Here is a 13,532-nt window from a genome sequence, read left to right as displayed (position 1 = left end):
TTTAACTATTTGATTATCAAATAACAATGAAGGAATAAGAGTATTTTCTTCATGGAGGTATATGGTAAAACAAACATGCAAACTCTACCTTTTACAATGTCTATTTTATGCTTTATACTGGCTAATTTATTATTGTAGAAAAATACTCCAAGGCATCCCTAACCATCCCGACGAACCTTTATTCCAAGCCTTCTTATCTTCTTTTATAGAACTCCTTTCTAGTTTAAAACACCTTCCGAATCCTGATTCAAGACAAGCTTAACTACGCAACTCACCTTCTTGTGAAAACAAGAAGGTGAGCACAGACACCAGGTGTACAGAAAAAGATCATCGAAAACAGAGAATCAGACTTTCTCTTCAGAAGGCTTTCCGATGTACACGTATAAAATTTCGATAAAAATAAACGCTGTAAGAGAGCTTAACCAAGCGATGACATCCCTAGAGAAAGGCACGGTGATGAAATATCCACTAATATACACGCTTCCTCCGGTGAGCACTGCTGCCCAAGCTGCAGGAGTGCTAGCTTGATAGCGAGTGAGAAGAGCCGCGCCTAGAGGAACGGAAAGGCAACACACGGATAGGCCGTAGCTTAGCATCAACAAGTCCACAATATTGCTAAAGCCTAAAGCAGCAACGGGAGCGAATACCGCAATCATGCCAATCAAGTAACGGTAGTTTAACGAAGATAGTTGAGGCACTTCTTCACTAATTAGATGAGCAGCAGCACTAATCAAAGAATCTGCTGTAGACAGTATGGCCACACCAATGGCTGCTGCCATAATAGCGGCTAATGATGGTCCGCTTACATAAGCTACGGTATCGATGAGGACACAGCCGGGAGAAACTCCTAATTTTGCTCCCAGAGAACCTAAAAATAATGGGATAAGATTAAACAAAAGGATGACGATCCCGGCAAAGATGGCTGCCCATTGGAGTCTGCGCGGTGATGAGGCCGCGACACAACGTTGTGCCATATCCTGCTCGACAATCATAAAGATCATAGGCATGAAAATCCATCCGGGAAGCTTGCTTGTGGGTAGGGACTCAAAAACAGAGTTCGATAAGATGGGAGTAAACTGAGATGCGCCGTACCAAACAGAAACAGCACAAGTCAGCACAGCAATCAGGAGAAATCCCGCCTGCACGATATCTGTTCTGACAACACCACAAAATCCTCCTGTAGAAGTATAGAATACTAAGGTGATCCAAAAAATGGCGGTGAGATATTTGCCGTAAGTGAACACGCCGAATAGCTTATCCAAAGCAACTATCTGCGCTACAAGAATAAAAAACAAAGATAGAGCTGAAAGAAGAAAAGCCATTTTTCGTAGCTTTTTTGATTTATACACGCTCTCGAAAAGCGTCACTACGGTAGCAATCGATCCCAACGCTAATTTCTTTCCTGGCCCGACACCAAGAAATATCAAACCTAAAGCCACACCTAAAGGATACAAGATCACTGCATAACCGTAACGTGCAGCTTCTTCAGCTGCGCCAAGTAGTACCCCACCGCCAATTTGTGTAGCGATAAACGTCATCGTTAAAGAAAACGTTTTTAAGCTCCTTCCTGCTAGGAAATACCCCTCACGATCCTGAACTGTAGAGCTGCCTCGACGACCTATACATAAACACAAGGCCTGAATGCCAAGCAAACAACATAAAAATAATCCAAAATTCATTGCAAAACTCTTAACTGTAAACATACCTAGGCCGAAGAAAAACTCTCGAGGCAGATAACGTTAACCCCTATCCTCGGCAAAAAATTTACTTGGAAAACAGTGAGATTCGATGGAGATAGCGACCAGAATAACAGAAACTTAAAGAGAACAAGGAGGCGCGAAGCATTTTCAAAGACAAAGGTTGTGTGAGCATAGTGAAAACATCCCTGCACTTTAAACTTTTCTGCTAGGTTAAAATAAGTCTTCTTAAAAATCTATAAAAACTACCAAAATTCTTTTTTTATATTAAAATTTTTTAGAAAACTCCTTTTTATTTTAAAAAGAAACTAACAAACAAAACAAATTAACTATGACAAATAAAAATACTGAAAAGAAGTCTATTATCTATTTAAAAAAATTTATTTATAACCTGGTCCACTTTGTTGATGAATTTTTCGCCGCCTTGGAGACATATTCTTCATCTTTATTATCTAAAGAGGAATGTGAGCAAGCGCTATCTGCACTCATTGAAGAATTAGAAAAGTACAAAATGCATTTAGATCAGCTGGTGATTGACCCAGAGCATCCACTCAACAATTTAGTCAAACTCAAGGAAACAGATCTACTTAAATAGAGCAAATAAAGCCCCTGCGGCTGCACAACGCAGCGAAGGGGTTTCATGGGAACAACATTCCAGAAGGAAATCCACGCCCTCGAGATTTTCCGAAAAAGCGATACCTTCTAAAATAGCAAGTTTATCTTGCCAACGACTTTCAGGATAGAGCTCTATAGCTTGATGCAAAGATTCGCTATTTTTTTTCTGACACAACCTAGCTAACGTGGACTCTAACTTAGAAGCAAAACTTTTATCCGCAGTCCATATCTGCGCCGTGTGTTCATCCCCTTCTTCCCAGAATACTCCTGAAAAAAAACTCCAGCCATGTTGTTGCCGATTAGAAAGAAAATCTCCCGTCACTTTTTTGACTTTACTATATTTTGCTACCGCAAGCAAACGGATCAGCTTTCTCCCTATCTCTCTTTTTACCATATCAAAATAGAGAGGCAGAGAAGCACTTTTAGGGTTCCATTGTGAACTCCAAAGAAACTGTTCGATCGCCCAACACATCTCAGGATCACTGATAAAATCCGCTATAACATCACCAGCTCTTTCCACATGCGTACGACTGACAAGCAGTAAAATCGCGAGATTTGCTGCGGCCTTCCTGGAGACCACACGATGCAGATACTTATCAGCAAGATCTTTTCCGCCTATGCCTAAAGAACATACGGCAGCAGATGCTGACTCACAAATCGAGGCGAGAGGAGAAAGTAAACCTTGCACTAGCAAATCTTCCCCTAAAGGATCTCCTTGAAGATAGAGAAGAGCTGCTGCCTGTAGACGGACTTTAGGGAAGGGAGACGTTTGAGCCATGGCGTGCACTTGATCAGCAATTTTTTTTGATTCACAGCTCACCTCGCGTCCACAAGATAAGGCTGCGCGTAATGCCGATTCTTGAACTTCCGGGTACTGAATAGATAATAAATCTAGGAGCACGCTCTCCTCTTTTTCTTCTCCCAAATGATGCAAGAGTTCGCAGGCAAATAAAGCCTGATCCATATCTTCGTGTACTCTAGATTTAGACAGCCCATGTGGGGTCAGCATGAGAGAAGCTTTCCACGCCTCCCGACGTTCCTCACCATCGACAAGTTTGTTATTTGCACGTTCTTGAAGATAAGGAAGGAGTTCTTCAATATCTAAAATCGCAGCAATTTGGTAGGCCATCATACGCACCTGCATAGAATCATCGTGGCGCGCAATTTTACAGACAGCATCTTTTAAACTCTGAGATCCATACTGCAAGACGACCTGTAGGCCCAGGGTACGCACAATCACGCTATCATCAGACAGACTCGCTAGAACAAGAGGGACTAAACGAAAGTCTCTAGCTAAGCCTATAGACAGTATACTCACTGCGCGTACCGTCATTGAAGGATGGCGCATACCATCCGAAAGCACTTGTTGAGCAAAATCTTCTAAGGTATCGCGATCTTTAGCTAGTTGCGGGTAGCATTGACGAGCTTTAGTAAACTCTCGATTCCAGGAGTCGTAATCCTTCCCTTGGGCTAAGGCTTTTAGAGCAAGTCGGGTTTCGGAAAGTGAACATTCGGAAGAGGACAAAAGGGCCTGAGCTTCCTGAATAGCTCGAGGGAAATCACCAATAAGCAAATGCTGACGCAAAGATTGGGATCCATGAGCCACATGAGCTAAAGAGTAAAAAAAAATTACGCAATAGCCCCCAAAGAACTTCCACCTAAAAGATGAATATGTAAATGGAATACGCTCTGTCCCCCGTCAGTACCATTATTGATTACAACACGATATCCCTCAGCAATACCGAAAGCTTCCGCTAATTGCTGAATAATTTTTCCTGCTTCAGCAAGTAAAGAAAAATCCTCATCCTGCATATCTTGTAATTTTTCTATGTGCTTTTTAGGAATAACCAAGAGATGAACAGGAGCCTGGGGGAAACGATCTTTTATAGCTATAAAATTTTCATTTTCAAAAACTTTTTCGCAATCTATCGCGCCTTCTATAATCTTTTCAAAAACGGTCATACTAATCCTCGATTTTCTAACACCAACCGCAAGGCGCGCCGACAATGTTCTTTGCTATCCCAAACAGACAAAAACAATCCCTTATGGCAAAAAATGGCTCCAGGAATACCACTGATTTCTTCGAGCTCTTTGCCCAGCAGTCCTGCCCAACTTTCTGGGAAGGGCACACGTACTTCCATACGCCTATCTAAAGTGGGAGGGATTCCCCTAAGAATCCATTGATCACAAGCAGGGAAACACACAAATGCTGCAGGGTGTTGCTCACCACCTAAAAAAAAGAAATTTTCTTGCCATGCCAACGGACGATCAAAAAATAAACAAAATTCATCTTTTTCCATGGCAGATCGGACAACATCTCTACACATGCGATCGTAGCGAAACTTATTTCTCAAACGTTTCAATAAGTCGATCGTAAATTTTAAAGAGAAAAAGAAATCCGCATCCGAAGCATTTCTCCCTTCTTCAGGATTGTAGATTTTAATGATATCAGAAAAAGAACAAAAGCCTTCTTTCGAAAAAAACCTTCCATTATCTTGTTCATCGATACCATGAATTAACGTATGATTTAGAAAATGATATTCTTCTAGATCGATAAGTCGTTGTTCCTTAAGATAATCCAATACCATTCCTGCGCTACTCCAGGGTCCTTCATAGGCTACCTGGTGGTGATCGAATCTTTTTTGCTCTGGAGAATAGACCCCACCGACATCACATACATATTCGCACTCGGCGAGCTTTTCAGAATTTCGCGTACGGACGATCTTATCTTCATCAACAAGGTCGAACAAAATAAGTAAAGCACACGCTGTAACCTCATCAGCATGAAAAGAACCGTCGTGTGTACCAACGCTTCTTGGAATTCGCATATTTCCCATCCTTCTTAAAAACCCTCCATTGTATCCAGAGAAAAATAATTCTCAATCGCAAAGACATTTCTTTGCATTTTCTTAAAAATCTTTTTCATCTAAAACAAGACTCTCAAGCTATAAAAGCCTATTTTTTTGGAGGATATATGTATAACTTATTCCACAGGAACCACGACGCCATTTCTCCTGATGGGTACCTTACGTCTCCCTTGCATATGCTATCGCCGAATACATACGAGGGGGAAATAGAAATACTACATATCCCCGAGTACTTCTTGGGTTTCCATTTACCTAAGCATTGCTTACATCTCAATCTAAAAAGCTCACTAGCACAACTGGGAGTGGATGCAAAAATTAAAGAAATAGAATTAAGTAAAGAATGTTCCCGAGCACGTTTACTTCTACAAATTAGCAGTCATGACCCTGTCGCTTCTGTGATGCTCACCCTATTAGAACCTGGGGATTACATTGCAAAATTATTCGCTGCCGATGACCGTCGACTCGTACGCTCCCCCCAATACCTAGAAAGAATGCTCAAACATACCGATAAAGCAGGAATGCCTTTGTTATGTTTTGGGAAGAAATTAGAACATCTCATTTCTTTAGATGTTATTGATGACCGTCTAGTCGTGACCCTGCCGACTCTTCCTGGTGTCATTCACTATGATCATAAGATCTACGGCCTCCTTCCTTTAATAGGAAAAGCCTTAGGCCAGCCAAACATGAGAGTACGCAATTTCCTATCCCTGTACCAACATAAAATAGAACGTGAGAAGCTGCCCCTACGTGATCGTATTTTACTGATAAAAACGGAGCCTTTACATATCCGTACGGTATTTGCTCGTGTTGTCGACTCCCTCCTTCCCCAGGGAGTACAACATACAGCAGCAAATATTTTAGAGCCTACCACACAAGAATCCGGAGATATTTACGAATTTTATGGATCTTCCACAGTTCCCGTCGAAACGATTCCTTTAGAATTCTTCACTATAGAACCGTATAAAGAACACTCTTTCTTCTGTTATCGAGATTTCCTACAATCCTCCCTAGAATCCGAGCAATGTCTTTTCAACATTTTTGAAACGGCACCAGGTACCCAAGAAAAAGCGGCCACATTTATTTCCAAAGGTAGTGAAATTCTCGAGTTATCACACAACTCTTGGTTGATAGGATCCGCCAAATCCCTACATGACAAAAAACATCCATATCCCGAAAACCTACAAGAATACATCGAAGAACAACCCTGCTTCCCCTTCCTACATGCTATGGAAACAGGACACATTACCAGCCAGGGCGTACTGTTCTCTCGTTATTTCCCTTCTTCGTGTCTCAAAGGGATGTTGCTTTCCTATCATGTCAACTACTGTCTGAAACAAATCTATTTTCAAGTACCCTCCTACAATTATGGCGAGTATTTTTCCGAGCATGACCGCACTTTACTTATGGATTTATACTTTGCTGGGATCCCTACGTTCTGGGTAGACCAAGTCTCTAAACACGTATTACAATACGTCAAACGTCGTGGAAAAGATTCAGGAATGTTCGTGCCTATAACACGCACCCACGAATTTCGCTCTGCTTACTTTATTGGCATCCACGGCTCTTGCATGATTGCAGAGGGGTATAAAGAAGATCTCAAGGAATTATTACAAGGCATACACAATCTTATCCAAACCCTCCCTATTCCTGGATTTACTCCTCCTACCCCCTTAGCCATCATCACCGGAGGCGGACCCGGAGCCATGGCCATAGGCAACGAGGTGGCCACAGAGCTCAACCTTCTGTCTTGTGGCAACGTTATAGATTTCGAACAGTCCCCAATGAAATACCAAGATAGCAATCCCTACATACAAGCGAAAATGACCTACAGGCTCTCCTCTTTAATTCAACGTCAAGAGCACTTCCATGTGGATCTCGCTTTATTTGTCACTGGAGGTATGGGAACAGATTTTGAGTTTTGTCTTGAGCTTGTCAGTATAAAAACAGGGAAAAAACCTCCTGTTCCTATATTCTTAATCGGTCCTGCTGCCTATTGGAGAGAGAAAGTGACCCCCATCTACCAAACCAATTGCACAACGGGAACTAACCGAGGTTCGGAGTGGGTAAGCAATTGCGTATTTTGTATTTCTTCCCCTCAAGCTGGTATAGAAATTTTCCAAAGATATATCGACAACACGTTGCCTATAGGTCCCGAATATCCTCCTTATCCCGAGGGATTTTTAGAGGTATGACTAGAAGCCGTAGGTTAAGCGAAAGCCGTAATAATTACACGGCTCTCGCACAAACTGTCCTTCTTTAGAAAACCCTTGATGGTATTCGACAAATGCACGGATTTTTCTGCCCACATCACGAAATTTTGACCACTCCATACCTAAGATATAGGTCTGATCTATGCCAAAATGCTGTTCTTCCCAGAAACGAAAATGCATAGCGAAAATCGGCTGAGCATGTAAATTCCCCTCGCGCAATCCAAAAGGACGTAATTCTGCTCCTGCTTCTATGTATAAAGGGCGTTCAGGAAAAGTCAAATCTCTACTGATAATGTAACCGACTCCCCCGTACAGACGTATCTGCGGGTTATAGTGCAAGGAAGCAAACACATCGATGCCCTCGTCACTGAGGTTAAATCTTGGGAAATCCGGATGCGTTAAAAGAAATTCATCTCCCAAATGTGAAGACAGATGCCAAAGGCGTAAACGAAAACTCCATTTATCAACAGCGAATCCCAACAAACCGGCGACGAAAAAGTCCGAGTTGACCATGCAGGAATCCGGATGATCTAAATCAAAAACGGAAAAAACTCCCCCTTGAAGGCCAATATCTAAATCCCCATGGAAACGAGAAACATCGAAAAGGCGCAGCAAAATAAAGTCGCCACCAAAAATCGCAGAACCTACGCGGTTCCCGATAACCTTCTCATTAAAACGAATGCCGGCACTATTTGTCACCTGGCGAGGATCGGCAATTAACGGTGCAAAGAGTATGGTATTTTGTGGTAACCAGAGACCTTCTTTACCACAGACAATTTCCGCTCCTAAAACCTTCTGCTTGGGTAATATAGGACGATCTTCTCTATACCCCTTACAACACTCTTGATAGGAGCGAGTACAAATTTCTACAGAAGCAATAAACGGTAAATCTTTGATAAAATCTATAATCGCATGAGAAAGTACCGTATCGACAGGAAGGGAGAATACATAAGCAACGTTATCCTCAACAACCACTTGGGTGCAGCTATCTAAAAAATGCATATCTACGAGAGCTTGTACATACCCCGTAAGATAACAACCATTTTCGGATTCTTGAATATTTTCAGGTAGTTGATCCGACCGATGAACAGCTTTTTTAAAGCTCTCACAATCAGGACAACGCCCAACTTCCTGAGCTCCTGCAGTTACACAAGATGAAAAATAGCCAATAAATACTAAACTGCATAGACAGCAGCCATATCGTAACAGTCTTCCCATGGTATCCACAATCTATAGAAAGAGATGATTTATTTAGCAACACCTCACACATAGATTAAGAAAAATCCCTGTAGATACACGTTTTCTTCCGAAATACCTTGAGAAGAATATATGCTTAATAACCAGAAATATTAGAACACAAATTCATTAAATTAAAAAACAGAAGGACAAAAATAGAGGAATAATTATAAAGAGAAGTACGAGTTTGGAATACTTACATCGTAGGAAAAGCCCGCCTGCGAACCCTCTATCACTCCTAAGCTTGTGATTCTAAATGTCAATTTAGTCGTCACGTAAAAAGAAAACTTTCCCTTTCCCATCCAGTTACCCCAGTGAACTGGGTGGGACCTTTTTAATATAAAAAAAACTGCACCTTACAATATGAAGATGCAGTTCTTCTATGCAAAATAAAGCATCAGATCAAACCGAAAATCTATTGTTCGAGATTCTTCCCTTCCTGGTCTGCCCAACGAACGCCTCCCTTCTTACCGGTTTTAGGAGTTCCAGGTTGTTTCAGGATTCCCTTGGTCTTTTGGTCGGCTATACGTTGAGATTTTCTCTCCCCCTCTGGAGAACTCGCCCGAGGAAGTTTCACCCGATCTCTACCAGCTATTGCCCCTAAATCTGGGCTAAAAGTACCCCGATCCTCAGCAGAGGGTACCTCAGTTTTCGCCCGCTTCAAAGGACTTTCTGTAACATCCGATTTACCAGCACCTAGGCCCCTCTTACCTCCAGCAGCTATCTTCCCGACTCTCGCCACAGCTTCTTTAGCTAAAACTTTCATCTGTGACTTCTGTGGAGTTCCCTGGGACTCTTTCTTACCCTTGACAGCTCCTTTCTGCCCCCCTATCTTATTTTGGATCTTGCTTTTGACTTGGCTTGCCGTTTGTGCAAGAATTTTTCCAGCTTTGGAGGCAACTTGACTGATCGCCCGGCTAGCTTTAGCTCCGCTAGCTTTAATTCTTTCACCAATTTGTCCCACTCGACTCGCAGCCTTCTGAGCTTTTTCACTGCCCCGCTTACTTACCTTGGATTCGAGATATCCTTGACACCCACGCTCACCTTTACGGCCGCGAATCGCTCCCCTTCTTGTGAACTTTCCCCCCACGCCACGGAGAGGATCACTCTTGGCTCCTCCTTCTGCGGGACCTTGTGATGGTCCAGGAACTGAACTCCCATAAGGGTTAATCGGATTCATAATTTAACCTAAAATAATTAATTCCTTTTAATTAATTATAAAACTTTATTTGAAAATAAACTCAAACTAAAAGACATAAACAAGAGTGCATTTATATTAAAATAAAGAAATCTTTATTGTTTTGTAAAAGGCGGAGGGAACTTCTGCACTAGAGCGCCTTAGGAGACCACCAGCTTTTGTATAGAAAGAATAGAAAGGTATATAAAAAAAGCAGGGCCTTTCTTAAGATGTCTACCATATGCTACAGATAACGAAACAACCGCAATGCGAAGAAATACAAACTTTTCCAATTTAGAAGCCAACTATCTGTTCTCTGGTATTCGTCAAAAAATCCAAGCTTTCCGTAAACAACACCCCGAAGCTTCTATTATAGACCTATCTATAGGGGATACCTCCTACCCACTACACACATCAGTTATTCACACCTTTACGCAATCTGTAGAGAAGTTAGGAAATCCGAAAACGTATCGTGGATACGGTCCAGAATTGGGGTTACCTGCGTTGAGGGAAAAACTCTCAGAAGTGTTTTATCATGGTCAAGTTTCCCCTGAAGAGATTTTTATCTCTGAGGGAGCCAAAATGGATATTTTCCGTATATTTTCTTTATTTGGTCCGGGGAAAACTATCGCCGTGCAAGACCCCTCGTACCCTGTCTATATTGATACTGCTCTGCTCACAGGAAGCCGTAAAATCATCAAGCTTCCCTGTACAAAAGAAACGCATTTTTTTCCTGAAATTCCTCAAGACGAAGCGATAGATATTTTCTGTATATGCTCTCCCAATAATCCTACAGGCACGGTATTGAATAGAGAACAACTTAAAGAACTTGTTGACTACGCAAATGCTCAGGGGAGCATAATCTTGTTCGATGCCGCCTATAGCGCGTTTATTTCTGATCCTACCTTACCCACAAGCATTTTTGACATCCCCGGAGCGCGTTCTTGTGCTATAGAAGTCAACTCCTTTTCGAAGTCTTTAGGTTTTGCAGGAGTACGTTTGGGATGGAATGTCGTTCCTAAGGATCTTCAATATAACGATGGTCTCCCCGTAATTCGCGATTGGGAACGTCTGCTATTTACCACATTTAATGGGGTATGTTTACCAGTGCAAGAATCTGCTATCGCAGGAGTTTCTCTATTCCCGAACTTAGAGGCAATCTCACATTACCGCTACAATAGTTCTCTTTTACGTGAAGCACTACAAAAAGCCGACTTTTCAGTATACGGTGGTGAGCAAGCTCCGTACCTCTGGGTGGAAGTCCCTGGGCATATCCCTGATGAAGATGTCTTTGATTTCTTCTTACACCACTATCATATTGCGATTACTCCCGGTAAAGGATTCGGCTCGTGTGGAAAAGGGTATGTGCGCTTTTCTTCTTTAGGGAAAACAGAAGATATTGTTGCAGCTTGCCAACGTTTAACTCTAACATCTGTGTATGATACAATGGTGTTGTCCCTATGATTCTTCGTAAAATTGCTCAATATATTTTTTTCCTTTCCATTATCTGCTCCTTTATTTCTGTAGTTGTCTCCTCACCGAATCCTGAGCAAGGCTCTCCCAAAGTCGCCGTGTTCTTATCTTTCTCTCACTCCATACTCGAAGATTGTAGTCAAAGTTGCATAGAGGTTTTAAAAACATTCGACAACTCTCCCGAAGTGGTTGTCGTTAATGCCGAAGATAGTGTAGTCAAAGCCAGGAAACTCGCGCGCACATTGCACAGCGATCAAAATATCGTTGCTATTGTTACCCTAGGCTCGATAGCAACAAAAATCATGAGCCAAATCGAAACAAAAAAGCCGATTATCTATGCTGCAGTTCCTGAAGGAGAGACTCTAGTTTTCCCCAAAAAACAAACGAATATCTACGGTGTTAACGATTCCTTAGATATCAACCAATGTTGTTTTGCTATACAAGCTGTAAGAACAAACGCCGAGTCATTAGTATATCTACAACCTGCTGAGCCTTTTCCATCCGCTCTACAACAAGAAATTGAGAAAAAACTCCACGCTTCAGGGATTTCTGTTACAGAAATTAGCGTAACACCAGCAAATTTCAAAACTCGTATTCAACAAGCCATCGACAAACGTCCCTCTGCCATTTTTATTCCTTTCTCGTCGCTAGCTCATAAACTCGGCACCGCATTCATTGAAGACATCCTTAAAGAAAAAATCCCTATCATTACCGATGACTTCTCTTTAGTCGCTGAAGGAGCCTGCGTCGCTTGTGGCGTAGATTTTAAAAAATCCGGCAGACAAGCGGCTCAAATGGTTTACCACCTACTGAACCAACAGCAAGATATCGAAGGATTAAAAAAAATTATCGCCGAGCCGCTACCACAAACAACAACATTTAATGAAGATGTTATCCGTCGTTTAGGTTTGAAAATCAACAGAACAGAACGCAAACAATTCCGTTCTATAATCTTTAAAGATAATAAAGATAAAAAAGCCGCGGTAAAAAGCGATAAACCAGACACGGATAAAAACTATAGCCCTGCGTAAAATCCCTTTTCTCTCCACTGAAAGACAATCGATTCCGTAGACTTCGGTAAGAGGATTCTTTTTTTCCTGGAAGTATCTCCAGAAATTAACGTGATGTCACGCTTAGGCAAAGACAATGCTTTGGCTAACAAAGCAATAACTGCTTCGTTAGCCTTACCTTTTTCTGGGACCTCAGTAACACGTATTTTTAATACCTCGCCTTCAAATCCCACAATTGTATTTTGTTTAGACTTTGGGGTGACCTTCACCTCTAAAATCCAATATTCTTGATGCAAAAGGTTACTCCTGAGATATGACAAGATGGCCGCCAGTTTCACTTGCCCAGGCAGCTAAAGAATGTAGACAAATTCTAGGAGCCCAGTCATGCTTTAACACTGCTTGGGAAAATCCCGGACCTGCAACATCATACTTTTCCTTTTCAAAATGCTTGGCAACGCGACAACGATCTAAATGAATAAAAGGTTGGCTACTCACAAATAAAATCCGTTCCGAGCCGTCTCCATGATACGCACGAAGTACTTTTAATGTATCATGACGCGTTCCATACTTCTGACCTTCTGCAGGCTCAGCAACTAAAAACTCTACTTCAATACCTCCTGAAGGATCTCTCCAAGAAGAAGGAACAACCATCTGCGTCCAAACAAAGCGAGCAATTTCATCTTCTGACGAAGGAAGCTTATGCTCGGCAGGATTCCAGCTTTCTTCTACAGGAAATGGGTTGTGACGATGATCGTAAAATTGATCCGCATCTTCGACTTTGGCATAACGCTCTCTTCTCCCAGATAGGAAAATGATCTTTTGGAAACGCACGCCTCGATGCCATTCTCGAACAAGAAAATCCAAACGCTGACGAATCGTAGCGAGCGTGCCACCAAACACAACAGCACTACCATAAGTAGCTGCATAAGCAGGAACAACCTGTGTCATGCGCAATAAAGAAAGATCATTATAAAAAGCATGATCATCCTTTACGGGTAAAGAATCAAAGTGGGCAGCCATACGCTGCTCCCGAGTCAAAAATAAATGCTTGGTTTCCTCGACTAATTCCTCGGGAGTTTCCACTTCAGGTAAATCACAAAGTTCTAAAAGATGACTTACGATGGGAAGATACTTTTTAGGAGAACAGCAGGAAGTCGGTTTATCTGCAAAGGGACAACACCCCGTAATGAGCAGAAACACGAACCCGAAACACACTAACAGTGAGCGTTTTCTTTGGATATTCATAA

Annotated in this window: 13 protein-coding genes; 5 read left to right on the top strand and 8 right to left on the bottom strand. The window is 41.9% G+C overall.

The window, feature by feature from the left end; all coding sequences use genetic code 11:
* Nucleotides 1–61: 61 nt before the first annotated feature.
* Complete coding sequence (locus FI836_RS04050) at nt 62–262, top strand: hypothetical protein (protein WP_006342937.1); 201 nt, start codon at nt 62–64, stop codon at nt 260–262.
* An 82-nt stretch (nt 263–344) separates the two neighbouring features.
* On the opposite strand, the gene FI836_RS04045 is transcribed toward FI836_RS04050, so the two are convergent.
* The gene (locus FI836_RS04045) at nt 345–1,679 is read right to left on the bottom strand and encodes a sodium:solute symporter family protein (protein WP_139934581.1); all 1,335 of its coding nucleotides are present in this window, start codon (nt 1,677–1,679) and stop codon (nt 345–347) included.
* A gap of 349 nt (nt 1,680–2,028) precedes the next feature.
* On the opposite strand from FI836_RS04045, the gene FI836_RS04040 reads away from it, so the two are divergent.
* Nucleotides 2,029–2,292, top strand: coding sequence for a hypothetical protein (locus FI836_RS04040; protein ID WP_139414202.1), 264 nt, complete (start codon nt 2,029–2,031; stop codon nt 2,290–2,292).
* Here the strand turns inward: FI836_RS04040 and FI836_RS04035 are convergent.
* Genes FI836_RS04035 through FI836_RS04025 form a run of 3 tightly spaced genes read right to left on the bottom strand, consistent with a single transcriptional unit; the run spans nt 2,281 to nt 5,140 of the window.
* Entirely contained in the window at nt 2,281–3,897 is a 1,617-nt protein-coding gene (locus FI836_RS04035; RefSeq protein ID WP_139415305.1) for a HEAT repeat domain-containing protein, read from the bottom strand. The two genes, FI836_RS04040 and FI836_RS04035, sit on opposite strands and share 12 nt — an antisense overlap.
* Nucleotides 3,898–3,941: 44 nt before the next feature.
* Nucleotides 3,942–4,274, bottom strand: a complete 333-nt coding sequence (locus tag FI836_RS04030) for a histidine triad nucleotide-binding protein (protein WP_139414795.1) — start codon at nt 4,272–4,274, stop codon at nt 3,942–3,944.
* Nucleotides 4,271–5,140, bottom strand: a complete 870-nt coding sequence (locus FI836_RS04025) for an MYG1 family protein (RefSeq protein ID WP_139414796.1) — start codon at nt 5,138–5,140, stop codon at nt 4,271–4,273. The genes FI836_RS04030 and FI836_RS04025 overlap by 4 nt, the downstream gene beginning before the upstream one ends.
* A gap of 146 nt (nt 5,141–5,286) precedes the next feature.
* Between FI836_RS04025 and FI836_RS04015 the strand changes: the two genes are divergently transcribed.
* A complete protein-coding gene (locus tag FI836_RS04015; protein WP_139414797.1) occupies nt 5,287–7,371 on the top strand; it encodes an LOG family protein in 2,085 nt (694 codons plus the stop codon).
* Here FI836_RS04015 and FI836_RS04010 read toward each other — a convergent pair whose 3' ends face one another.
* On the bottom strand, nt 7,372–8,607 hold the full coding sequence (locus FI836_RS04010) for a DUF1207 domain-containing protein (protein ID WP_172600162.1): 1,236 nt from the start codon (nt 8,605–8,607) through the stop codon (nt 7,372–7,374).
* Between the two features lie 433 nt (nt 8,608–9,040).
* Entirely contained in the window at nt 9,041–9,805 is a 765-nt protein-coding gene (locus tag FI836_RS04005) for a hypothetical protein (RefSeq protein WP_139414799.1), read from the bottom strand.
* Nucleotides 9,806–10,069: 264 nt separating this feature from the next.
* On the opposite strand from FI836_RS04005, the gene FI836_RS04000 reads away from it, so the two are divergent.
* A complete protein-coding gene (locus FI836_RS04000; protein ID WP_011096931.1) occupies nt 10,070–11,266 on the top strand; it encodes an LL-diaminopimelate aminotransferase in 1,197 nt (398 codons plus the stop codon).
* Complete coding sequence (locus FI836_RS03995) at nt 11,263–12,306, top strand: ABC transporter substrate-binding protein (protein WP_139414800.1); 1,044 nt, start codon at nt 11,263–11,265, stop codon at nt 12,304–12,306. The genes FI836_RS04000 and FI836_RS03995 overlap by 4 nt, the downstream gene beginning before the upstream one ends.
* Here the strand turns inward: FI836_RS03995 and FI836_RS03990 are convergent.
* Together FI836_RS03990 and FI836_RS03985 are read right to left on the bottom strand one after the other, a co-directional pair.
* A complete protein-coding gene (locus FI836_RS03990) occupies nt 12,291–12,581 on the bottom strand; it encodes a DUF167 domain-containing protein (protein ID WP_139414801.1) in 291 nt (96 codons plus the stop codon). The two genes, FI836_RS03995 and FI836_RS03990, sit on opposite strands and share 16 nt — an antisense overlap.
* 4 nt (nt 12,582–12,585) lie before the next feature.
* Nucleotides 12,586–13,530: a hypothetical protein gene (locus FI836_RS03985; RefSeq protein WP_045071765.1), complete on the bottom strand. Its 945-nt coding sequence runs from the start codon at nt 13,528–13,530 to the stop codon at nt 12,586–12,588.
* Nucleotides 13,531–13,532: the final 2 nt, after the last annotated feature.

Origin of the sequence: Chlamydophila parapsittaci (genome assembly GCF_006385615.1) — a bacterium.
GTDB lineage: Bacteria > Chlamydiota > Chlamydiia > Chlamydiales > Chlamydiaceae > Chlamydia > Chlamydia psittaci.
Note: the sequence above shows the minus strand (reverse complement) of the source record. Positions and strands in the feature narration are given on the sequence as shown.